This window comes from Polynucleobacter wuianus (genome assembly GCF_001659725.1).
Taxonomy (GTDB): domain Bacteria; phylum Pseudomonadota; class Gammaproteobacteria; order Burkholderiales; family Burkholderiaceae; genus Polynucleobacter; species Polynucleobacter wuianus.
Genome location: NZ_CP015922.1, coordinates 278,028 through 300,484, shown reverse-complemented (window position 1 = coordinate 300,484; position 22,457 = coordinate 278,028). Strand labels below are relative to the sequence as shown.

Sequence of the window (22,457 nt, the reverse complement as noted above, 5' to 3'; positions counted from 1 at the left end):
ATAATTTTATGAAAAAGAAAACTTAAAATCATCTTTCTCAGGATTATTGGGATAATCTAATCCATCAATTGGGAAATTTTTTCTTTTTTCAAAGCCACTATTTTTAGCACTTTTTACAAAAGTAATCTCAAGCACCTCAGGCAATCCATCGGTGGCAACGAAATCATAATTATTGCCATGTATATGAACAATGTCGTATTCTTTTTTTAGCTTACTTATTGAGTCTAAAAAAAGATTTCTATACGGCTCAGTATGATGAAACTCAATGACAAGAGCGCTAATTATTGCTGAATAGCGCAAAATTTCATCTATAACCCGGTATTCACTACCCTCAATATCAACCTTCAGAACAATAGAAGAAGCTTTTGCACGCTCCATCACTAAGTCAAGCGTGGCATCGTACGGATGATCAATTCGATTATGAATTCTTTCCTGAAAATGGGTCACCTTGTCTCTGAAAAAGTTTTTATAACTCCGATACAGGCTGTAGTATGAAAGCACTTCTTTGATGCTCGACTTTCCGTAAAGAAGCCTAAAGAGTGGTTTTTTAATATTTTTTCTAAACTGCCTTTCAGAGATCGTATGGTCATAAGCATGAATGAAAATATTTGGATTGATCTCCAAAAAATGTTCATCAAAAGACCAATCTGTATTGACCCCCATCGATATTAAAAAATCAGCGTCTTTTACTGAAGATAATGGGAGGACATAACCGCCATCCCCTTTATTTCCAATTCGCTCTAGATCTTTTGTAATCACGGGAGCTAAAATACTTAATTCATTAGATAGCAGAGTCATTTTGATTTTTTTATTCAGATCCAACAGAAGTCTAATAGATGCACTAATTATTCAGCCAGCAAATCAAGGTATTTTTTAAAACGTTTTTTACCAAAGATACTTATGCCTATAGAGCGGATAGATTTAATGACAGCAAGAGAAAATATCTTAGGTTTTTTTGGATTTTGATCGGCTGGTTTTTTACAGTTGATCAAAGCGCTATTGATAAAAATCCGATATCCTCTCTTACGCATATCGCCACAATGGGCAACATGCTCGCAAGCCTCATGCCAAACACCATCAGTAACAGCGCTGCCAACATATTTACCAGCAATATATGCCTGCTTCTTGTAGATAGCAAAACCTCCGAAGGCGGCGTCAACCTCAATATACCCCGCAGTAATTGGTAATCGAACTTGCCTAGCCCATACCGCCAAATTTACTGATTGATCATACCCGAGGATAGGCTCTAGATTGATCTGTTGAAGTATGCAGTCGCCAGGAGACCAGAACTTGTGACGCAGAGTCCAAACATCGTAATAAAAATCTAATTGATTAGCGGTAACGACATCCCAAGGCACACTAGTATCCCAACAGTCAGCTATCGATTTTCCATTAAGGTGTGTATTCAGACCATCTAAATCAGAGAGAATCACAAAGTCTACCTCTGAATATTTTGAATTCTCGGAAACAGCCTGAATGATCTGATTTCGACAATAGGCTAAACGCTCTGTACGAATTGGAATTTTCCCCACCAATTTACCCATTGAAATGTAGTCAAAATTGGATATGCTACCTTTGAGTTTTTCTAGCGCCTCGATAGTATCGTCCGAAGAATCACTCTCAATAATCAGCACAAAGACTTTTTTAAATATTTTTAGTGCGCCCAAAAGATGCTTCATCTCAGAGGCAATATATGGAGCCACATCCCTTGCTGTACCAGCTAATAATACAGTCGCCTCATGTATAGGTGTTAAGGTTTTGGGATTGTGATTCAAATTATTTCTTCCTTCAAAAAAATGACTTAGTTATTAGAATTGCAAAAAGCGGTATACGCTAGAACAAGACCCTGATCTAGATCAATGCTTGGATTCCAGCCTAGATTATTTAATCGACCAGAATCCATCCACTTACGTGGAGTACCATCAGGCTTACTTGGATCAAAACTAATTTTTCCTTGGTAGTTCACTGCTGCGGCTATAGCGCTAGCTAATTCCGCAATTGTGACATCTGAACCAAAGCCAACATTGAGATGACTTTGCATTGGCTGTGTTTGTGCATCATAAGCTGCTTTGTCTAATTCCATCACAAATACCGATGCGGCCGCCATATCATCCACATACAAAAATTCGCGCTTGGGCATACCCGTACCCCAAATCACTACTTCGGGTGCATTGACCATCTTCGCCTCATGAAATCTTCTAATCAATGCTGGGATTACGTGGCTGTTCTCAGGATGGTAATTATCACCCGGGCCATATAAATTGGTTGGCATCACCGAGCGGTAATCGACACCGTGGGATTTTCCATACTGACGGTTATAACTCTCACACATTTTGATGCCCGCAATTTTGGCAATCGCATAAGGCTCATTTGTAGGCTCGAGCTCACCCGTTAATAGCGCATCCTCACTCATTGGCTGGGGAGCTAGTCTTGGATAAATACAGCTTGACCCCAAAAAGAGTAATTTTTTAACACCACTCAAAAATGCCTGATGGATAACATTGTTTTGCACCATTAAGTTGTCATAAATAAATTCTGCAGGATAGGAGTTATTCGCATGAATACCGCCAACCTTGGCAGCGGCTAAATAAACTTGGTCTGGCTTTTCTTGTTCAAAAAAAGATTGCACTGCTGCTTGATTAGTAAGATCTAGTTCTTTATGGGCGCGAGTAACAATATTGGCATAGCCCTTCTCCTGAAGATTGCGCACAATGGCGGAGCCCACCATGCCGCGATGTCCAGCTACATATACCTTTTGATTGAGATCTGTAGTCATTATTGAAGCACTCCAACTGCAGTTCTACGCATTTAATTTTCCTTACCAATAGCAACTGAGTAGCCATGTTTTTGCAGGAGGGCGTGCCGCTTGGCTTGTTCTAAGTCATTTGCCACCATCTCGACAATCATTTGATCTAAGGTAATTTCTGGAACCCAGCCCAATTTTTCTTTTGCCTTAGTTGGATCGCCCAAAAGAGTCTCCACTTCAGTAGGACGGTAGTAGCGTGGATCAATCTGAACAATGACATCACCCACTTTTAATGCAGGGGCTTTATCACCATCAATGGCTGCAACAATTGCTTTTTCATTCTCTGCAGAGCCCTCAAAGCGAAGAGTGATACCTAACTGCTTGGCGCTACGAGCAATAAATTCCCGTACGGTAAACTGCACACCAGTAGCAATTACAAAGTCCTCTGGCTTATCTTGTTGAAGCATCAACCACTGCATGCGTACATAATCTTTTGCATGGCCCCAATCCCGCAGTGCATCGATATTGCCCATGTACAAACACTTTTCAAGGCCTTGGGCAATATTAGCTAAACCACGAGTCACCTTGCGCGTTACAAAAGTTTCGCCACGACGTTTAGACTCATGATTAAACAAAATTCCGTTACATGCATAAATGCCATAAGCTTCGCGATAATTTACGGTGATCCAATAGGCATACATTTTTGCCACTGCATAGGGACTTCTTGGGTAAAAAGGGGTTGTTTCTTTCTGCGGAATCTCTTGAACCAATCCATAAAGCTCTGAAGTTGACGCTTGATAGAAACGGGTTTTTTGCTCAAGCCCTAAAATACGAATTGCTTCCAACATTCGCAATGGGCCTATTGCATCCACATCGGCAGTGTATTCAGGAGACTCAAAGGAAACTGCCACATGAGATTGGGCACCTAAGTTATAGATCTCGTCTGGCTGACATTCTTTAATAATGCGTACTAAATTGCTGGTATCAGTTAAATCACCGTAATGCAGGATCAAATCTGGGTGATTGATATGTGGATCTTGGTAAATATGATCAATACGCTCAGTATTGAAAGAAGAAGCGCGCCGCTTGATTCCGTGAACAATATAGCCCTTTTCCAAAAGAAACTCGGCAAGATAGGAGCCATCTTGGCCAGTTATTCCTGTAATTAATGCGACTTTTTGTTTACTCATTACATTTACTCTTTTTTAATTTTTTAAATTAACTTCTTCCATAGGTATCTTCAAAGCGGACTATATCGTCCTCCCCCAAATAACCACCCGACTGCACTTCAATAATTTCTAGCGGCTCAGAACCAGGATTGGCAAGTCTATGGGTCTGCCCCTGCGGAATATAGGTACTTTGATTTTCTGTAAGCGTGAGAACTTGATCACCGTTCGTGATTTCAGCAATCCCTTTAACCACAATCCAATGCTCAGCTCGGTGGTGATGCATTTGCAGAGAAAGGCTAGCTCCTGGCTTTACCTGGATTCTTTTTACCTTGAATCTATCGCCCTCATCAACGCTGTCATACCAGCCCCAAGGGCGGGACACTTTGCGATGGAGGTTTTTCTCTTCCCGCTTTTGAGCCTCTAGTTGCCCAACAATATTTTTAACATCTTGACTATTTTTGCGATCAGCCACTAAAACCGCATCGGCGGTTTCAACAATGATTAAATTTTCGATGCCGACAACACTGACTAGGCGACTGCTTGCATGCACTAAAGAGTTTTTTGAATTCGTAAGAAGCGTATCGCCACTAGTGACGTTTCCATCTGAATCCTGCTTGCCAACTTGCCATACGGCATCCCATGCACCTAAGTCATTCCAGCCAGCATCTAGCTCAACCATCTGAATAGGAAAATGTGAGCTGGGACATTTTTCAATTACAGCATAGTCAATAGACTCGCTGGGGATCGCATTGAACAGGTCTTTTTCGGGGCGAATAAAGACAGTATCGCCAGAGCTATCTATTGTTTTGGTACTCCAAGATTTTTGAGTGGCTTCCAATATATCAGGTCGATAAGCCTCTAAAGCAGCCAACCAAACACTCGCCTTTAAAACAAACATGCCACCATTCCAAAAGAAGCCGCCCTCTTCTAAATACTTTTTAGCAGTTTGCGCATCTGGCTTTTCGACAAAGCGCTCAACGGTATATCCGGTAGATTGATCATGACTTTTGTTGCCTTGAACTTTAATGTAGCCATAACCAGTCTCTGGTGTTTTAGGAGTGATACCCAGAATGGCGATGGCACTCTTCTGTGCAATCTCGATTGCTTTTGCTAATGTCGCAGAAAATGCAGTGGGGTTAGTGACGGTTTGATCTGCAGGTGTTACCACCAAAATAGGATCATTACCCTGCTCTGCAGCATACAAAGCGGCAAGCGTTAATGCAGGGGCAGTATTACGGCCAGATGGTTCAAGTAATAAGGATGCAGAAACATTCTTTAGCTCACGCAATTGATCCAGCGCCAGAAAGCGATGTTCTTCATTGGTCACAATGACTGTTTGACCCAAGGAAATATTTTTGCCTTCTACCGCATGAATACGCCCAATAGCCTCTTGAAAAAGACTTTGCTGAGCATCATTGCCAGACAGAACCAAAAACTGCTTAGGAAAACCTGAGCGAGAAAGCGGCCAGAGACGAGTTCCAGACCCTCCACAGAGAATTACGGGTAAAACTTGCGTCATGGGCAAATAGCTAACCTTTTGAATATATTCTGCAATTAACTGATATTTAAACTATTAGCTGTAGATTTTATCGCTTTATCGGGCGCCAAAACCTTTTATAAAATAGGCGCTAAACCCAGTAAAAGCGCAAGATAGCGCAAGGGCAATAAAAACGTTATTAACAATTAGCCAATAGGAGCCAAAATGACCGGTAGCAATATCCCAAAAATCAACGTTCGTAACTCTGTAAATGAGTGTGCCCAGTCACTGAAAAAAGAAAATGTGGGCAAATACCAAAATTACGGTATTAAAGATTGCATCGCATCAATTGCCGCCACTAGAGTTAAATAAATTCATTGGGTGGCTTTTAGATAAAAAATAGGCCTATTTAGAGATTAATAAGGTCTATTTGGGTACTTTTTGCCAGTCAGGTTGCTATACATTCCTGCGGCGATGACTAAAAGCACTGAATCAACCATGACTGGAAAGAAGGCATAACGGTAATGCGTAACGTGCCCCAATACTGCAATTAAAGCAACGGCTGCTGCAGGTGGATGCAGGCATCATAAGATAAACATTCCCAAGATGGATAGGCTGGCTGCAAGCGGCATGGCCAATACAGAATCCGGAATCACAATAGCGGCAGTAATGCCAATCAGAGCAGATAAAGTATTGCCAGCAATCACGGCCCATGGCTGAGCCATTGGACTCCCAGGCAAGGAAAAAACCAACAAAGCACTTGCCCCCAATGAAGCCATCAACCACTCATCAATGCCAGTCAGCTCACCCAGTAATTTGGCAACAGCGAAGACCAAAAACAAACCCAGAAGCGCCCCTACGCTTGATCGAAGACGCTCGGTCCAGCTCACATAAGGCTGGTCACCCCCAAAATAAAAAGCGCAGCGTTGTATTAGATGCTTGATGGTGCGGTTCATTTTTAATTGTCTTAAAGTCTTTAGCATTACCGATTACAACTCATCATAAAGCGTTACTGCAAATACAGGGATTTTCTGAATGCAATAAAAAAGACTGCCGCAGCAGTCTTTTTAAATGAGGTAAATATTCACCTCATATATTTATTAAGCAAGCTTAAGCTTTCTTGGCCCAAGCACTGCAATGGGCTTTAGCAGCCACTTGCTTACCAGCAAACAAAGCACAGCCACCTGCGGCGGAATCTGGTTTGCCTTGGTAGAGAGCGCAATTAGCGCAATTCTTGCCAGCAACGTCAGAGACTGCAACATACTTCAAAGCCTTGGCTTGTGGATCAGATTCAGCAACCATTGCTTGAGCTTGAACTTTGCCGTTCAATGCCAAAGTGCAAGCACCAGCAGCAGACAAAATCATAAATTGGCGACGACTATTTTTCATGGGTTCTCCAAAAATTAAAACGATCAGCAGTAAGAATCTCTAAAACTGAACCGATCATAGTGGAGATGATTTGGACTTGCTAGGGCGCACATAACTCCTTGATTTATATACAAATATAGATGAGAATTATTCTCACCAAATAAGTTGTCCCGCAGATTAGCGCCAACCTTTTAAATTCATGCAGCCCTCCCATTGGCGGATATGTGCCCCGGAGCCCACCTCAGGATAATCCTCTCTGCATTCTTTAAGATCTTTACGAAAATTAACAACATTATTTTTACTGGGGTCTACATTTTTATCGGGGATAGAAGCACACGCTACAAGCATACCCGCCGACAATATAAGAGCAATGTAAAAGCTTATAAGGCGCACGCTAGATTACTTACGATCAATTAATGCTAAAAATTCACGGCGTAGATTAGAGTCTTTTAAGAAAGCCCCACGCATCACGCTATTAATCATCTTGGAGTCACGATCTTTGACACCACGCCATTGCATGCAAAAGTGATCAGCATCCATCACCACAGCAACACCGATTGGTTTAATCTTTTTCTCGAGCATGTCAGCCAACTCCACTACAGCCTCTTCTTGAATCTGGGGTCTACACATAACCCACTCAGTTAATCGCGAGTATTTGGATAAGCCAATTAACGCAGACTCCTTACTAGGTAGAACACCAATCCAAATGCGGCCCATGATGGGGCACAGATGATGAGAGCATGCACTTCGTACGGTAATGGGACCAATAATCATGAGCTCGTTTAAGCGACTCACGTTCGGAAATTTCGTTAAGGTGGGTTGCTCAACGTAACGGCCATTGAATACTTCTTGCACATACATCTTGGCTACGCGCTGGCTGGTATTTCTGGTGTTGTGATCATTTTTAGTATCAATAACCAGACTCTCTAACACAGCCTGCATCTTTTCAGAAACTTCATCAACTAAACGCTCTAGCTCGCCTGGTTTAATAAAAGCTGCAATATTGTCATTTGCATGAAAGCGTGCTTTCTGTGCCTCAATACGGCGACGGATCACAACTGAGAGCGGAAGACCGGACTCGTCTTTCTTGCTAGTAGATTTTTTATCTGTCGATTTAGCAGTCACAGATTTCTTTGTGACCTTCTTAGCCGATACTGAATTGGATGTTTTTTTGGTTGCCATCTTGAGGATTATCTTATTTAGATCTGGAAAAATATTGCGACGACACAAACTAACCCCAACAGCCAAACGATTGATCTTGTGGAGGGCCAATTGGCGATATAACAAATTAAATATGCAATACGAGCAATTACAAAGCCAATCGCAAGTAAATCGATTCTTGCTTGCGGCGCATTGTTTATAGATGCGATGATCACCGCCGCAAAAAAGAGGGGGAGAGATTCAAAAAGGTTGGCTTGAGCTGCGTTGGCTCTTGCCCTAAAACCAGTTTGCTTAGCGAGCCATTGCCTTGGCATGCTGTTGTCGTATTGATCAAACCCTTTTTTGGCAATGCCCGCAGCAACATAGGGAAATAAACCCATGAATAAGACACAAGCATATGCAATAGTCATTTTTTCTCCTTATCTACTGTTGGGCTCTTTAGGTTTTGTTCTTTTTTGAACCAATACGGCTTTCTGTGCCGTTGAGTAAATTTTGGATATTACTTCGATGACGCCAGATTAAAAGTAGACACACCACTAAGAGTGATATACCCATTGGCTGGAAGCCAAACAAAAATACAAAATAAATAGGGCCAAATACGGCAGCAGCCAAAGCGGCTAAAGAAGAGTAGCGCATGAATACAGCCACGATGATCCAGGTGCCAAGGGTGGCGATACCAAGAATCACATTGACGCCGAACAAAATACCGCATGCGGTAGCAACGCCTTTGCCACCTTTAAAGCCATGAAAGATTGGAAACAAATGTCCCAAGAAAACGGCAAGCACTACACCACACAGCACCCATGAACCCAAGGAAGAAGTGAGTGATTGATCGCCCAACAAAAGTCGAGCCAACATCACCGCAAAATAACCCTTAAGGGCATCACCAAGAAAAGTGAGACCAGCCGCCAACTTATTGCCTGTTCGTAGCACATTAGTAGCCCCCGGATTGCCAGAACCATAAGAATGTGGATCAGGTAGGTTCATGCACTTACTGACTACTACGGCAAATGAAATAGAGCCGATCAGATAGGCAAGCGGAATCAACAATAGGTCTAGGGTTAAAGTCATAACGCCATCTTAAACACTTTTAGCATTCCAATCATGAACCACGTGGGTGATGCTGCTGATGAATCGATTTAAGGCGCTCTCTAGCTACGTGGGTATAAATCTGCGTAGTCGAAATGTCTGCATGCCCCAGCAATAATTGCACCACCCTCAAGTCAGCACCATGATTGAGTAGGTGCGTTGCAAAAGCATGCCGAAGAGTGTGCGGCGATAGTGCAACAGGGATATTGGCAACAGTTGCATAACGCTTAATCAGAGCCCAAAAAGCTTGTCTTGTTAGGCCTGTACCAGTATGGCGCCCCACAAACACCGCATCAGTCGTTTTACCCTCAAGAAGTGGTGTACGAGCTTCTGCAAGATATCTTCTTAACCACTGCCCCGCTTCGCCACCAAAAGGCACTAAACGTTCTTTACCGCCTTTACCATTGACGACACGTACGACGCCCTCATTCAAACCCAAAGCAACCGTCTTAAGAGAAACAATTTCTGAGACACGTAAGCCAGAGGCATACATGAGTTCAAGCATCGTACGATCACGCAAACCCAGCGGAGTTTCTATATCGGGTGCATTGAGCAAAGCAGTGACCTGATCTTCGCTCAATGTTTTAGGAAAACGCAAAGCCTGCTTTGCAGCACGCAATCCAATACACGGATCGCTCTTGACTAAGTTGATACGTAAAGCGTGACGATAAAAACGTTTGAATACGGTAAGTCGTCGATTGGCGGTAGTTGCCTTATCTGCTCTGCGATGCGCTATGTAGGCAGTGAGATCTTTTTCTTGAACTGAATATAAATCAGCGCCAGATTGCCGATATAGCCATTGCGCCAGTAACAACAAATCCCTTCGATAAGCAGACAGACTGTTCTTTGCCAGACCGTCCTCTAGCCAGCAAGCATCACAAAAACGCTCGATCGCCTCTTCGCTTGCTGGGTGCATTTGACCTTTAGAGGTCATAGTAGATGAGATTTTTTGGCAAAATGCAAAGGGCCATCTCCCGATTACTTAGCAGCCTCTTCCAACTTTTCAGCTAGCCAAACTTTCATCAGGGACTGATAAGGCACATCCAACTTATTTGCCTGTAATTTAATATTCTCTAGAACGCTCTGGGATAGGCGCAAAGAAATTGAGGCTGTTGAAGGCTTAAGATTTGGCATCGTCACTTTTGTTGCCTTGGACAGATCAAAATAATCTGAGGCATCATTTTTTTCCCAAAAAGCACGCTCTTCTTTTTCGTTCTTGAATTTAGGAATAATCTTATTAGGCTTTTTCATAAAACGCCCTTTCTTTTTTGCTCATTGGTCTTGCAGAAACCACTCTAATTAAGGTTCCCTTTTTGCGCAAAGTAAACACTACAGACAACGGCACTTTTGCGCTAGTGACTCCAAGTGCAAGATATCGCCGCTCTTCCTCGCTATGCTTTTCATCACCCGAAATTAATAAAGGCTGATTAAAAAATATTTCTTCAGCCTCAACCTGAGTAACTCCATGCTTATCTTGGCTCTTATAAGCATTTCCTGCATCCCACTGAAACCCTGCTATTTGATGAAGATCTATCATTGAATGTATATTATCATAATATACATTCACTTAACAAGCAAATGGTCTTTAGAGGCTCGCTAGCCTAGCGTTAGTCACGGAAATTATTAAAGCCCAATGGCGCTTCGGTCACGTCTTTTTTAAGTAGAGCCATCGTTGCTTGCAGATCATCTCGCTTTGCACCAGTGACACGAACCGCATCACCCTGAATACTCGCTTGCACTTTGATTTTGCTATCTTTAATAATACGGACTACTTTTTTAGCAAGCTCTGAAGTGATGCCTTTTTGAATCTTCATGGTTTGCTTGCGCTTATCGCTACCAATAGTCTCTTTTTTATCATCTTTCAGATAACGTACATCTACGTTACGCTTAGCCATCTTGCCAAAGAGCACATCCCGTACTTGACCCAATTTAAAGTCATCATCACCAAATAAGATGAGAGTTTCATCTTTTTGCTCTACGCGACTATCAGAACCCTTAAAGTCAAAGCGATTGCTAATCTCTTTATTCGATTGCTCAATCGCATTTTTAAGCTCAACCATGTCCGGCTCGCAAACCACGTCAAATGAAGGCATTTTTTACTCCTTATTTATTGAATTACGTAATATTTTTAATTTTCTAAATACTAATATTGCAATTATCTGCGCTCTTGTCAGACATTCGAATAAGATTGTGGCATGAACTCCAGCCATAATGCAGCTTCCCAAGCAAAATCGAGCCTAAATCTCGACCTTCGGGATCGCAATACATTTGGGTTTGATGCCAGTGCAGAACTTGCCTATGAAATATCTGCTGCAGAGCAAATTCCAGCAGTGATCACAGAAATTGCCGGGAAGTGTTTGCCCTGGCGTGTATTGGGCGGTGGCAGCAATGTCATCCTACCCAAGGTTTTGCCGGGTGCAACCCTGCTGATGAATATCACCGGCCAGAAGATTCTTTCTTCTGACCCCAACGCAACCTTGGTAGCCGTTGGCGGTGGGGTCAACTGGCATGAATTTGTTGCATGGACTTTGGACAACCATTTTCCAGGACTAGAAAACTTGGCTCTCATTCCAGGCACAGTTGGCGCTGCACCCATTCAGAACATTGGTGCTTATGGTGTTGAGATAGGCGAGTACATTGATTCTGTTGAAGCTTTTGATTCTAAAAGTCATGCCTTTGTCACGCTTACAAAAGATGCCTGCCAGTTTGCGTATCGCGATAGCTACTTCAAGAAAAATCCCCATCGCTATATTGTGATAAAGGTCGTTTTTAAAATCCCCAAACAATGGCAAGCGCGTATTCATTACGCAGATTTAGCAAAACAGTTTTCAGAAAACTCGTCCCCAAGCCCAGAAGACATCTTTTTGGCAGTTTGTAAGATTCGTACACACAAGTTGCCTGACCCCAAGGTGATTGGTAATGCAGGTAGCTTCTTTCAAAACCCAATTGTTCCAAATGAACAGTACGAGACCCTACTTCATAAATACCCAGAATTGGTTTCATACCCAGATGCTGTAGGTAAGCGCAAGCTTGCTGCTGGCTGGTTAATTGATCAATGCGGCTTTAAGGGTCAGCGCATGGGCAATGTTGGCGTTTATGACAATCAAGCGCTTGTCTTAGTGAACCATGGCAACGGTACAGCCCAAGATATTTTGGGTCTAGCTAAATGCATTCAAGATAAAGTCAAAAAAGAATTTGGTGTGAGCTTGGAGATTGAACCCAATATTCTCTGAAGTTCTATTCGTAATGCGTCCACATTCTCAGAATGCGAACCGTTTTCTCTTTACGAAATACCTCATATACAAGCCGATGTTGAATATTAATTCTCCGCGAATATGCTCCCTTGAAATCACCCACTAATTTCTCATACGGCGGCGGATTTTGAAAAGGATCAGCCTGAAGAATATCAAGCAAAGCTTGAGTTTTATCTCTCAATCCAGCGGCTGATATTTTTTTTGCATCCTTTAGGGAGTATTTGGAATAAGCTAAATTCCAAACTACCACTTCAATACCTTTTTACTTTTAGCTAATGGCTCAGCCATTGCATCTTTAATTGATTCGCGCATTCCTGGTATTGACATAAGATATAGAGTCTCTTGAATAGCACTCCAATCTTCTTCAGAGATTAAGACAGCATTGGCACGCTTCCCCGAAATGACCACGGGCTTATGTGACTCGGCCGTCTGATCAATTAAACGGTAAAGACCCGCCCTAGCTTCGCTCGCAGTTAATGTAGTCATCATTTAGCTCCTTTTGATTAATAGTACGTAAAAACGTACGTCTTGTCAAATGATGTCTATTCAGAGCTAAGGGCTTATTTTGATATCGGCTAATCGAACTTCTGCCCCACCATCAGCCATTTGAATCTGAAATACTGTTTCAGTAGACAGTTCTCCTGGCCCCCTTACTGCGCGCAACTGATTGTCTTCTCTACTTAAAATCACTGAATAACCGCGCTCCAAAGTTCTCTGGGGATTAAGCATCTCTAGCTGAGATTGATAGTGCACTTGATTTCGCTTCCAGTTATCCATGCGCACAGCCCAGGCTTGATTGAGGCGCTGCTGCCAGTTGGTAATTTGTTCGCGCATACGATCGGGGTTAGGTAATGCATGACTTAATCTCAAGGCTAATTGGTCCAAGGTTTGCGCCTCGCGCTCAACACGTTGGTTAATCCGTTGAAGCAGTGCCTGCATGATGGCATCAAGCTCCTGCAGCATCTGATCTCTGCGTGGTGCCGCCAGTTCTGCTGCGCCCGTCGGTGTTGGCGCCCTTAGATCAGCAACAAAGTCTGCGATCGTGAAATCTGTTTCATGACCAACTCCACTAACTACTGGAATTGGCGAGCTTGCAATTACATACGCTAATTGCTCATCATTAAATGCCCATAAATCTTCGATGCTGCCACCGCCACGAACTAGCAATATCACATCAACTACCTGCTCCTTTTCCGCAGCCTTGAGTGCAGCAATAATTCCTGATGGAGCATCAGACCCCTGCACCAATGTTGGATAAATCACAATTGGAATGTGTGGTGCTCGCCTAGCTAATGTACTGAGCACATCCTTTAATGCTGCAGCTTGTGGTGAAGTGACAATACCAATTGAACGTGGATGCGTTGGTATCTCACGCTTGCGCTCTTCATCAAACAAACCTTCTTTTGCGAGCTTGGCTTTGAGTTTTAAAAATGCTTCATATAAACCACCCATACCAGCACGGCGTAAGGTTTTAATCGTGAGCTGAATATCACCCCTGGGAACATACATTCCTAGATTGGCACTGACTTCAACTAAATCACCTGACTGGGGCATAAAGCCAACTTGACCATTTCGACCCCGGAACATCACACAACGAATTTGACCCTCCTCATCTTTTAATGAGAAGTACCAGTGCCCGCTGTCATATGCTTTGAAGTTAGAAATCTCCCCGCTAACCCAAACAGTATCGAAACGATCCTCCAAAGAGGCTGCAATGGCGCGGTTAAGATCGCTGACCGATAGAATTTCCCTTGATATTTCCGACATTTTTTCTCTTTGCTCTCAAAACCTTCAGGCTTAGACGGTAATAAATATCCACAGAAGCCTATTGGCTCTTGGTTTAATGCTCATAAGTAAGTGATTACTGACCCAAAACGTCTCATAAATACTACACATATATCGTAAGCCTATGATTTATATACTGAATTTATCCTCTTCTCAAATGACCTTTTTAGGCATATTTCACCCTGCTGACCATCAATCAAGGACTTAGAGCATCCCCACAAAAAAGTTTTGCACAGAGTTATCCACAGGCAAGCTTTCCGAAAGGGGCTCAATAATTCAGCTAAAGTACTGAGCTTATGTACTCCATCTTACTATCCGCTGGCTGGCCCATTTGGCCTCTTTTGATCATTTCCATTATTGGCCTAGCCATTGTTATCGAGCGTAGCTGGTATCTACGCCAGATTCACGTTTTTCCTAAAGGCAGCCTGGAAACCGCATTTACCTATGCTAATCAGTTAGTTAGTCAAAAACCGCTGGCGAATGAGCACATTACACAATTAACTCAATTGTCACCAGCCAGCCCATTGCTTGCCTGTGTTCTGCGTGAGAAATCCTCAGGCAACAATGCTCAATCCGCACTAGAAGAGCTTCAAGCGATTGCGCAAGCAACTTGGCTCAAGTTTGATCGCTATCTTGGCGCATTAGCAACAATCGCTACCGTAGCTCCATTACTGGGTTTGTTTGGCACTGTCGTGGGCATGATTGAGATCTTTGGTAGTCAAGGTGCGATTAATGGTGCCGGCAGCCCTCAACAACTGGCGCATGGCATTTCTGTAGCGCTATACAACACTGCGTTTGGATTATTAATTGCCATTCCAGCCCTCGCTGCGTGGCGTGCTCTAAGGGCCATTGCAAATCAACGTCAGCGTGAGTGCGAAGAATTCACACGCCAATTATTTAAAAAGCTATACCCTACCGAATCCGCATAATGAGTTGGCTAGACACCCATTCAAAATCAGGAAAGCAATTTTCCTTAGGGTCAACATCGGTTTCTGCGGAACCAGAAATTAATCTCATTCCCTTTATTGATGTGTTGTTAGTAGTGTTGATCTTTTTGATGATCTCCACTACTTTCACTCGCTATCAAGAATTGGCCATTACTTTGCCGACAGCAAGCGGAACTGAAACTCAAGTAGAGAGCAAACAAATCCATATTGCAGTAAGTCGCGATGGCCGCTTTGCAATCAACGGCAAAGTGACCGATCCATCCCAACTCAGCAACTCATTAACTCAACTTGGCGTCAAAGATAGCAATCTGCAAGTCAATATTGATGCTGATGCTAGAGCGCCACATCAATCTGTCATGACAGCCCTAGAAGCAGCGCGTGACGCCAATTTGAGCAATATTGTTTTTAGCAGTCAGACGAAAAAGTAATCAGAACGATGGCGCTATCTATTTTTCGCAAAGCCCCAAAATTTTGGGAGAGACGCGGCCCCACTAGTCTTGTGCTGTGGCCGCTGTCTTGGCTCTATGGCATCGCCTTACGTATTCGCAGACTGATTCATGATTTAGATCTTTCTAAAATAAAGCCAGCCCCAGTACCGATCATCATCATTGGCAATATTCGGGTTGGCGGAACCGGTAAAACACCCATTGTGATTGCCCTTGCAGAGCAACTATCGCAACTGGGCTGGAAGCCTGGGATTATTAGCAGAGGTTATGGCGCATCGTCGCAGATAGCTCCAGTACAAGTAAAGTGCAGCTCCGATCCTTCAATCGTTGGTGATGAGCCCGTATTGATTGCAAAACGCACTAGCGATCAATTTCCGATCTGGGTATTTCCAAAACGTCAGCAGAGTATCAAGGCCTTGCTGAAACATTTTCCTGAGGTCAACGTCATCATTAGTGATGATGGTCTACAACACCACGGATTAATTCGCTGGCCTGCACGTGAAGGCGGTCGCGATGTGGAATTTGTAGTGCGCGATGATCGAGGCGAGGGAAATCGATTCTTACTGCCTGCAGGACCACTTCGTGAACCAGCTACACCAGAGCGGGATGCCACGCTATTCACTGGTACCCCGAAGAATCAAAAAAGTGGGATCTTAGATGAATACTTTTTAGGACGAAGATCTTTTAATTTGGCTAGTTGCTTAGGCACCCCATACCAACTAATCAATCCCTCAAATACCCAATCTTTTGAGCAGATTACTGAGCAATACTTGCCAAAGAACATTGCCGCGATTGCAGGTCTTGGAAATCCAAAACGCTTTTTTGATGATTTAGCAAGGCATGCTGTTACCGGAAAACAGATCCCACTACCAGACCACGTTGCTTACACCTCCGAATTTTTTGCTTCCATCAAAGCACAATGCATCCTGATTACGGAAAAAGATGCAGTGAAGTGCACAGGTATTTCAGATGAGCGCATTTGGGTTGTGCCGATGTCACTCCATCTGCCGGACAACCTCATGGAATGGTTGCAATCGATTTTGCAAAGACCAGATCCGCGGCGCTATACCTTATAAGACATATAGATGCATTTGAGGCACTTAAGCGCTACACTATTTTCTCATACCCTTTATTGAAATTATTATGGACAAACGCCTACTCGATATCTTGGTTTGCCCTTTGTGCAAAAGCCAATTGCATTTAGATACAGATAAACATGAGCTTATTTGCAAAGCCGATCGTCTAGCTTACCCAATTCGCGATGATGTGCCGGTAATGCTCGTTGAAGAAGCACGTAGCTTGAGTGCTGAAGAAGTTTAAGTCATTCAAAATGAGTGCATCTAAAGCTCCTGATTTTTTAGTTGTCATACCAGCCAGACTGGGCTCTACTCGCTTGCCACGAAAACCGCTGGCAGATATTGGCGGTAAACCGATGGTAGTTCGTGTTGCTGAGCAAGCCAAAAAATCTTTAGCGCATAGCGTGGTGGTGGCAACAGACTCAGTAGAAATTCAAGCGGCATGTGATGAGCATCGTATCGAATGTTTACTAACTCGCGAGAATCACCCAACAGGCACCGATCGTCTTGCGGAAGTGGCGCAGTTACTTAAGCTCCCTGACAATGCCTTGGTAGTCAATGTGCAAGGAGATGAGCCCCTCATTCCACCGGAACTCATTAATCAAGTTGCTCAAACCTTGGCTGATCATGTGGAGTGTGCAATTTCTACAGTGGCAGTACCAATCCATGACGCTGCTGAGATTCAAAACCCAAATGTAGTCAAAGTGGTTTTGAATCGTTCTGGCGAGGCACTCTATTTTTCAAGAGCATCCATTCCTTTTGTTCGAGATGCTGGCGCCGAAGACAAAACCGAGCATTTACGGCATTTAGGTATCTATGCTTATCGGGCTGAATTTTTACAGGCCTATACCCGTCTTGACCCTGCACCGCCGGAGCAGGCTGAAGCACTAGAGCAACTTCGCGCCCTGTGGAATGGCTATCGAATTGCGGTTCATACCGCAGCTAAGACCCCTCCTGCCGGGGTTGATACGCCAGATGACCTAGAACGCGTAAGGCGAGTATTTAAGGCTTCATAGCTTTTTTTCTCATTCTGCAGCTCTTTAGAGCTTCTCGGGGATAATCCTAGGCATTAGACCTAAAGGATCTCGACAAAATACGGGACAATGACAGCTCTTCTAAGGGGAAAAACAATGCGGTTGATTCTGCTCGGTGCACCTGGTGCTGGTAAAGGCACACAAGCTCAGTTTATATGCGAGAAATTTGCCATTCCACAAATCTCTACAGGGGATATGTTGCGCGCCGCTGTCAAAGCTGGAACAGAGTTGGGCATTGCTGCTAAAAAAATTATGGATGCAGGTGGCCTTGTTTCCGATGACATTATCATTGGCTTAGTGAAAGATCGCCTGACTCAACCAGATTGCAGCAAAGGCTATTTGTTTGATGGCTTCCCAAGAACGATTCCTCAAGCGCAAGCGATGAAAGATGCTGGCGTTCCAATTGATTATGTTTTAGAAATTGATGTTCCATTCGACGCGATTATTGATCGCATGGGTGGACGTCGCGTTCACCCCGCTTCTGGTCGCACTTACCATATTAAATACAACCCACCCAAGGTTGAAGGTAAAGATGATTTGACAGGCGATCCACTGATTCAGCGCGATGACGACAAAGAAGAAACGGTTCGCAAGCGCTTACAAGTCTATGATGACCAAACCCGTCCTTTGGTGGAGTATTACTCCTCATGGGCAGCGCAAGCTAACTCAAGCGATCAAGTAAAAGCGCCCGTCTATCGCAAGGTGAGTGGTACGGGCAGTGTCGAAGACATTACTACTTCAATCTTTGCTGTTCTAATGTAAATTGGCATCTAAAAAAGCCCTAATCATTGGGATTACCGGGCAAGACGGTGCTTATTTAGCGAAGCATCTCTTATCTAAAGGGTATGAAGTAACGGGTTCATCACGTGATGTGATGGCATCGTCCTTCAATAATCTCAATGCCCTTGGAATTCGCTCGCAAGTCAAATTAATCTCCGTTTCGATTAATGACTTTAGAAGCGTCTTTAATGCCATTCAAGAATCGGGGCCTGATGAGATCTACAATCTCGCCGGCCAAACCTCTGTAGGACTCTCATTCGATCAACCTGTTGAGGCTATTGAGAGCATTGCGATTGGCACTCTTAATATTTTGGAAGTTATTCGACTACTGAATAAGCCTGTGCGTTTTTACAATGCCGGCTCAAGTGAGTGCTTTGGCGATACAGGCGATACACCTGCTAACGAACAAACACCATTTGCCCCCCGTAGCCCTTATGCAGTAGCCAAGTCCACCGCTAAGTGGCTCATCAATAGCTACCGTGAGTCTTATGGACTCTACGCATGCACTGGGATTCTGTTTAACCACGAATCCCCATTGCGACCCGAGCGTTTTGTTACGCAAAAAATTATTGCGGGTGCCGCCAAGATCAAGGCGGGGCAACTTGATAAATTACAACTGGGTAATTTAGATATTTCTCGTGATTGGGGCTGGGCTCCAGAGTATGTTGAGGCGATGTGGCTGATGATGCAATTGGATCAGCCAGATGACTTTGTAATTGCCACTGGCAGGAAAGAATCACTCAAATACTTTGTAGCCAAGTCCTTTGAATACTTTGATTTAGATTGGCAAAAGTATGTGGAAATTGAACCGAGCTTCTTCCGCCCCAATGAAATTGTTTCTAGCGTAGGTAATCCTGAGAAAGCGATTAAGGCTCTAGGGTGGAATAAGCCTACTGATATCGATGGTGTTATTAGGATGATGTGCGCTGAAAAAGCAAAAGCAATCTGATCAATACTTAGGCATGCACGCTTAATTTCATGCCAAGCGCATGAATTACCTTAGTAACAGTTTCAAATCTTGGTCGGGCTTCAACCTTTAACGCTCTGTAAAGCGATTCTCGAGTGACTCCGCTTTTTTTAGAAATTTCACTCATTCCCTTAGCCCTAGCAATATCGCCTATAGCTGCTACAAATAGAGCAGGATCGCCGTCCTCAAGTACAACCGTAAGGTATTGAGCAATATCTTTATCTGTTTTTAGATAGTCAACAATATCAAAATTAGGTAGCTCGCTAATTTTTATTTTTTTCTTCTTTGTCATTTAATCCTCCAAGAATTGTGCTAATTTTTTAGCTGCTTTGATATCTGCCGCCTGGGTTGCTTTGCAGCCACCACCCAACATCACAACAATGACATTGCAATGTTCAATGTAATACATTCGCCAACCGGGCCCAAAATGTTCGCGCATTTCCCATACCCTCGCTCCAATTGGACTCACATCCCCTAAATTTCCCAAGGCCACCTTACGCAACCTTGTAGCCAATCGTCGTTTAGTTAACGAATCCCGAATGCTGTTAAACCAATTCTCAAATTCAACGGTTTTTTTAATCTCATACATGCGTAAATTGTAATCAATTGGTTACAGTATACACAAAACCGTTTAACTCAAATAGTCTTTAGTATTCAAAAATGGAGGTCTTGTTATTTATGTGACTTAAGCAACATGAGTCAACATCACTTCAGTTCTTTTAAAGCGCTTTCAAAAGACTCAATGTCTGCAAAGCTGCGATAAACAGAAGCAAATCGAATATACGCCACTTTATCGAGACGCTTGAGTTCTCGCATGACAAGCTCACCTACGCGCTCACTCGGGATTTCTTTTTCACCCAAACTCAGCAACTTTTCTTCGATACGCGCAATCGATTCATCCACAGAATCCGATGACACAGGACGCTTTCTGAGGGCTAACTTAATAGAGCTTGCTAGCTTGTCGTGGCTGTATTCCACGCGGCTGCCATTCTTTTTCACAATTGCTGGTAATGCCAACTCAACCCGCTCGTAAGTTGTAAAACGCTTATCGCACTTAGCGCAACGGCGGCGGCGGCGGATCGTATCACCCTCATCTGATACACGGGTATCGAGAACCTGAGTATCGTCGTTATGGCAAAAAGGGCAGCGCAATGTAAGCTCTTTTTCGTTTCTGAGATTACCCGTAAACCGGGAAGCGTTTAGTTAATTCAGCAACTTGTGCGCGCACCTTGGCAATATTTTCTGGATCATTTGGATTATCCAAAATATCCGCAATGAAATTGCCTACTTGGCGCGCTTCCGCCTCTTTAAAACCACGCGTTGTCATAGCTGGTGAACCCAAACGAATACCACTGGTGACCATTGGCTTTTCTGGATCATTTGGGATGCCGTTTTTGTTGCAAGTAATGTGTGCCTCACCCAATACGCGCTCAGCTTCTTTACCAGTCATTTTCTTTGCTCGCAGATCCACCAACATCACATGTGAATCTGTTCCACCAGAAACAATGCGCAAACCACGGGAAATTAATATCTCTGCCAAAGCTTTTGCATTGGCGACAACTTGCTTTTGATAATCCTTAAAGCTTGATTCTTGCGCCTCTTTGAATGCCACAGCTTTAGCAGCAATCACGTGCATCAAAGGACCGCCCTGTAGGCCTGGGAAGACTGCAGAGTTAATCACCTTTTCGTGCTCAGCCTTCATCAAGATAATGCCGCCACGAGGACCGCGCAAACTCTTGTGTGTAGTGGAGGTAACGATGTCTGCATGAGGCACTGGATTTGGATAAACACCAGCTGCAACCAAGCCTGCATAGTGAGCCATATCGACCATGAAAATCGCCCCCACTTCTTTTGCCAATTTACCAATGCGCTCAAAATCAATTTTCTTTGAGTAAGCAGAAGCACCAGCAATAATCAATTTTGGTTTGTGCTCACGAGCCAAACGCTCCATTTGGTCGTAATCAATTTCTTCATTTTTATCTAAACCGTAAGCAATAGGATTGAACCATTTACCACTCATGTTCAATGCCATACCGTGAGTCAAGTGACCACCTTCAGCCAGACTCATTCCCATAAAAGTGTCACCCGGTTTTAGGAAGGCCAAGAAAACGGCTTGGTTTGCAGATGCACCGCAATGGGGCTGTACGTTTGCTGCTTCTGCACCGAACAATGTCTTCACGCGATCAATCGCTAACTGCTCAGCAACGTCCACAAATTCACAGCCACCGTAATAGCGCTTGCCAGGGTAGCCCTCAGCATATTTATTGGTCAATTGGGAGCCTTGGGCTTCCATGACTGCTGGCGAGGTATAGTTCTCGGAGGCAATGAGCTCAATATGGTCTTCTTGACGCTTATTTTCATTCTGAATGGCTTCCCACAAGTGGGGATCGGTTTTGGCTAAAGTATTCTGACGGTCAAACATGTTAAAAATCCTGAAGAAGTTGGATTGCTGAGTTAATTAACTTAGTAAAATCAACCTACATCATACAAAATCCACCATGGCTACTACACAAGACCTCTCATTCCTCTCCCTCGTCCTCAATGCCAGCCTATTAGTACAGTTGGTAATGTTGTTATTACTGGGGATGTCCATCGCCTCTTGGACCATCATTTTCAAGAAAACAGCTGTTCTGAGGGGGGTCAGACAAGATACGGAGCGTTTTGAGCGCGACTTTTGGTCGGGCGGAGATCTCAATACCCTGCTGGAGTCAGCCCAGCGTAATACCCGTAGCGATGCGGTCCTAGAGCATATTTTTGAAGCAGGCATGCAAGAGTTCATGAAAGTTCGTGAAATCGATGCCGCCCGTCGCGCAATGAAGGCAACTTACCAACGTGAAATGGATGCGCTTGAAGCAAACCTGCCATTTCTGGCATCTGTAGGATCGGTGTCTCCATACATCGGTCTTTTTGGAACTGTCTGGGGAATCATGCATTCATTCCGCGGTTTAGCGAACGTACAAAATGCAACGCTGTCTGCAGTTGCTCCTGGTATTGCTGAAGCGCTGATTGCAACTGCGATTGGTTTGTTTGCAGCGATCCCAGCAGTAGTTGCTTACAACCGCGCAGCAACCGATGTAGATCGTCTTGCAATTCGCTTTGAAACTTTCATTGAAGAGTTCACTAATATCTTGCAACGTCAAACAGGGCGCTAATCGAGA

The 22,457-nt window shown here is 43.7% G+C and carries 30 protein-coding genes and 1 pseudogene; 10 read left to right on the top strand and 21 right to left on the bottom strand.

What is annotated here, in order from left to right:
• Positions 1-6: 6 nt before the first annotated feature.
• From A8O14_RS01630 to A8O14_RS01610, 5 genes are read right to left on the bottom strand one after another with little or no spacing between them, the layout of a single operon-like run.
• Positions 7-798 carry a class I SAM-dependent methyltransferase gene (locus A8O14_RS01630; protein ID WP_145915327.1) on the bottom strand — a complete coding sequence of 264 codons (792 nt, stop codon included), beginning with the start codon at positions 796-798 and terminating at the stop codon, positions 7-9.
• 47 nt (positions 799-845) lie between these two features.
• Positions 846-1,775 carry a hypothetical protein gene (locus A8O14_RS01625; protein WP_068947913.1) on the bottom strand — a complete coding sequence of 310 codons (930 nt, stop codon included), beginning with the start codon at positions 1,773-1,775 and terminating at the stop codon, positions 846-848.
• Between the two features lie 26 nt (positions 1,776-1,801).
• Positions 1,802-2,776, bottom strand: a complete 975-nt coding sequence (gene fcl / locus A8O14_RS01620) for a GDP-L-fucose synthase (protein ID WP_068947912.1) — start codon at positions 2,774-2,776, stop codon at positions 1,802-1,804.
• Between the two features lie 32 nt (positions 2,777-2,808).
• Positions 2,809-3,936: a GDP-mannose 4,6-dehydratase gene (gmd, locus tag A8O14_RS01615; protein ID WP_068947911.1), complete on the bottom strand. Its 1,128-nt coding sequence runs from the start codon at positions 3,934-3,936 to the stop codon at positions 2,809-2,811.
• Positions 3,937-3,964: 28 nt separating this feature from the next.
• Positions 3,965-5,434, bottom strand: coding sequence for a mannose-1-phosphate guanylyltransferase/mannose-6-phosphate isomerase (locus tag A8O14_RS01610; protein WP_068947910.1), 1,470 nt, complete (start codon positions 5,432-5,434; stop codon positions 3,965-3,967).
• Positions 5,435-5,617: 183 nt separating this feature from the next.
• Between A8O14_RS01610 and A8O14_RS11730 the strand changes: the two genes are divergently transcribed.
• Complete coding sequence (locus tag A8O14_RS11730; protein ID WP_161484802.1) at positions 5,618-5,764, top strand: hypothetical protein; 147 nt, start codon at positions 5,618-5,620, stop codon at positions 5,762-5,764.
• Positions 5,765-5,808: 44 nt separating this feature from the next.
• Here A8O14_RS11730 and A8O14_RS01605 read toward each other — a convergent pair.
• The 9 genes and pseudogenes from A8O14_RS01605 to A8O14_RS01565 form a co-directional block, all read right to left on the bottom strand.
• Positions 5,809-6,348, bottom strand: a pseudogene (locus A8O14_RS01605) (HPP family protein).
• 154 nt (positions 6,349-6,502) lie between these two features.
• Positions 6,503-6,781 (bottom strand): high-potential iron-sulfur protein, encoded by a 279-nt coding sequence (locus A8O14_RS01600; protein WP_068947909.1) that lies wholly within the window; start codon positions 6,779-6,781, stop codon positions 6,503-6,505.
• A gap of 378 nt (positions 6,782-7,159) precedes the next feature.
• Positions 7,160-7,942: a GTP cyclohydrolase I gene (gene folE, locus A8O14_RS01595; protein ID WP_082913068.1), complete on the bottom strand. Its 783-nt coding sequence runs from the start codon at positions 7,940-7,942 to the stop codon at positions 7,160-7,162.
• 17 nt (positions 7,943-7,959) lie between these two features.
• A complete protein-coding gene (locus tag A8O14_RS01590) occupies positions 7,960-8,331 on the bottom strand; it encodes an MAPEG family protein (RefSeq protein ID WP_068947908.1) in 372 nt (123 codons plus the stop codon).
• A gap of 28 nt (positions 8,332-8,359) precedes the next feature.
• Entirely contained in the window at positions 8,360-8,992 is a 633-nt protein-coding gene (plsY, locus tag A8O14_RS01585; protein ID WP_068947907.1) for a glycerol-3-phosphate 1-O-acyltransferase PlsY, read from the bottom strand.
• 31 nt (positions 8,993-9,023) lie between these two features.
• Positions 9,024-9,944 (bottom strand): site-specific tyrosine recombinase XerD, encoded by a 921-nt coding sequence (xerD, locus tag A8O14_RS01580; protein ID WP_068947906.1) that lies wholly within the window; start codon positions 9,942-9,944, stop codon positions 9,024-9,026.
• Between the two features lie 44 nt (positions 9,945-9,988).
• Entirely contained in the window at positions 9,989-10,261 is a 273-nt protein-coding gene (gene brnA, locus A8O14_RS01575) for a type II toxin-antitoxin system BrnA family antitoxin (RefSeq protein ID WP_068947905.1), read from the bottom strand.
• Entirely contained in the window at positions 10,248-10,577 is a 330-nt protein-coding gene (locus A8O14_RS01570; RefSeq protein WP_228385091.1) for a BrnT family toxin, read from the bottom strand. The genes brnA and A8O14_RS01570 overlap by 14 nt, the downstream gene beginning before the upstream one ends.
• A 40-nt stretch (positions 10,578-10,617) precedes the next feature.
• Positions 10,618-11,103: a YajQ family cyclic di-GMP-binding protein gene (locus A8O14_RS01565; protein ID WP_068947903.1), complete on the bottom strand. Its 486-nt coding sequence runs from the start codon at positions 11,101-11,103 to the stop codon at positions 10,618-10,620.
• Positions 11,104-11,205: 102 nt separating this feature from the next.
• On the opposite strand from A8O14_RS01565, the gene murB reads away from it, so the two are divergent.
• Positions 11,206-12,243 (top strand): UDP-N-acetylmuramate dehydrogenase, encoded by a 1,038-nt coding sequence (murB, locus tag A8O14_RS01560; protein ID WP_068947902.1) that lies wholly within the window; start codon positions 11,206-11,208, stop codon positions 12,241-12,243.
• A gap of 4 nt (positions 12,244-12,247) precedes the next feature.
• Here the strand turns inward: murB and A8O14_RS01555 are convergent, their stop codons facing one another.
• The 3 genes from A8O14_RS01555 to xseA all read right to left on the bottom strand — a co-directional run bounded on the left by A8O14_RS01555 (position 12,248) and on the right by xseA (position 14,031).
• Positions 12,248-12,514 (bottom strand): Txe/YoeB family addiction module toxin, encoded by a 267-nt coding sequence (locus A8O14_RS01555; RefSeq protein WP_068947901.1) that lies wholly within the window; start codon positions 12,512-12,514, stop codon positions 12,248-12,250.
• Positions 12,508-12,750 carry a type II toxin-antitoxin system Phd/YefM family antitoxin gene (locus tag A8O14_RS01550; RefSeq protein ID WP_068947900.1) on the bottom strand — a complete coding sequence of 81 codons (243 nt, stop codon included), beginning with the start codon at positions 12,748-12,750 and terminating at the stop codon, positions 12,508-12,510. Before A8O14_RS01550 ends, A8O14_RS01555 begins: the two co-directional genes overlap by 7 nt.
• Positions 12,751-12,816: 66 nt before the next feature.
• Positions 12,817-14,031, bottom strand: a complete 1,215-nt coding sequence (gene xseA / locus A8O14_RS01545) for an exodeoxyribonuclease VII large subunit (RefSeq protein ID WP_068947899.1) — start codon at positions 14,029-14,031, stop codon at positions 12,817-12,819.
• A 314-nt stretch (positions 14,032-14,345) separates the two neighbouring features.
• On the opposite strand from xseA, the gene A8O14_RS01540 reads away from it, so the two are divergent.
• From A8O14_RS01540 to A8O14_RS01510, 7 genes are all read left to right on the top strand, one after another.
• Positions 14,346-14,978, top strand: coding sequence for a MotA/TolQ/ExbB proton channel family protein (locus A8O14_RS01540; RefSeq protein WP_068947898.1), 633 nt, complete (start codon positions 14,346-14,348; stop codon positions 14,976-14,978).
• Entirely contained in the window at positions 14,978-15,424 is a 447-nt protein-coding gene (locus A8O14_RS01535; protein WP_082913067.1) for an ExbD/TolR family protein, read from the top strand. Before A8O14_RS01540 ends, A8O14_RS01535 begins: the two co-directional genes overlap by 1 nt.
• A gap of 8 nt (positions 15,425-15,432) precedes the next feature.
• Complete coding sequence (gene lpxK, locus A8O14_RS01530) at positions 15,433-16,518, top strand: tetraacyldisaccharide 4'-kinase (protein WP_068947897.1); 1,086 nt, start codon at positions 15,433-15,435, stop codon at positions 16,516-16,518.
• A 67-nt stretch (positions 16,519-16,585) separates the two neighbouring features.
• The gene (locus A8O14_RS01525; RefSeq protein ID WP_068947896.1) at positions 16,586-16,762 is read left to right on the top strand and encodes a Trm112 family protein; all 177 of its coding nucleotides are present in this window, start codon (positions 16,586-16,588) and stop codon (positions 16,760-16,762) included.
• A 10-nt stretch (positions 16,763-16,772) separates the two neighbouring features.
• The gene (gene kdsB / locus A8O14_RS01520; RefSeq protein ID WP_068947895.1) at positions 16,773-17,534 is read left to right on the top strand and encodes a 3-deoxy-manno-octulosonate cytidylyltransferase; all 762 of its coding nucleotides are present in this window, start codon (positions 16,773-16,775) and stop codon (positions 17,532-17,534) included.
• Positions 17,535-17,648: 114 nt separating this feature from the next.
• Positions 17,649-18,314, top strand: a complete 666-nt coding sequence (adk, locus tag A8O14_RS01515; protein ID WP_068947894.1) for an adenylate kinase — start codon at positions 17,649-17,651, stop codon at positions 18,312-18,314.
• 1 nt (position 18,315) lies between these two features.
• Complete coding sequence (locus A8O14_RS01510; RefSeq protein ID WP_068947893.1) at positions 18,316-19,281, top strand: GDP-mannose 4,6-dehydratase; 966 nt, start codon at positions 18,316-18,318, stop codon at positions 19,279-19,281.
• 7 nt (positions 19,282-19,288) lie between these two features.
• Here the strand turns inward: A8O14_RS01510 and A8O14_RS01505 are convergent, their stop codons facing one another.
• The 4 genes from A8O14_RS01505 to glyA all read right to left on the bottom strand — a co-directional run bounded on the left by A8O14_RS01505 (position 19,289) and on the right by glyA (position 21,721).
• Positions 19,289-19,591: an addiction module antidote protein gene (locus A8O14_RS01505; RefSeq protein ID WP_068947892.1), complete on the bottom strand. Its 303-nt coding sequence runs from the start codon at positions 19,589-19,591 to the stop codon at positions 19,289-19,291.
• Positions 19,592-19,888: a type II toxin-antitoxin system RelE/ParE family toxin gene (locus tag A8O14_RS01500; RefSeq protein WP_068947891.1), complete on the bottom strand. Its 297-nt coding sequence runs from the start codon at positions 19,886-19,888 to the stop codon at positions 19,592-19,594. It lies immediately after the preceding gene.
• A gap of 116 nt (positions 19,889-20,004) precedes the next feature.
• Positions 20,005-20,451 carry a transcriptional regulator NrdR gene (nrdR, locus tag A8O14_RS01495; protein ID WP_068947890.1) on the bottom strand — a complete coding sequence of 149 codons (447 nt, stop codon included), beginning with the start codon at positions 20,449-20,451 and terminating at the stop codon, positions 20,005-20,007.
• A gap of 25 nt (positions 20,452-20,476) precedes the next feature.
• Positions 20,477-21,721 carry a serine hydroxymethyltransferase gene (gene glyA / locus A8O14_RS01490; protein ID WP_068947889.1) on the bottom strand — a complete coding sequence of 415 codons (1,245 nt, stop codon included), beginning with the start codon at positions 21,719-21,721 and terminating at the stop codon, positions 20,477-20,479.
• A gap of 76 nt (positions 21,722-21,797) precedes the next feature.
• Here glyA and tolQ point away from each other — a divergent pair, with 76 nt between their 5' ends.
• Complete coding sequence (gene tolQ / locus A8O14_RS01485) at positions 21,798-22,451, top strand: protein TolQ (protein WP_068947888.1); 654 nt, start codon at positions 21,798-21,800, stop codon at positions 22,449-22,451.
• Positions 22,452-22,457 lie beyond the last annotated feature (6 nt).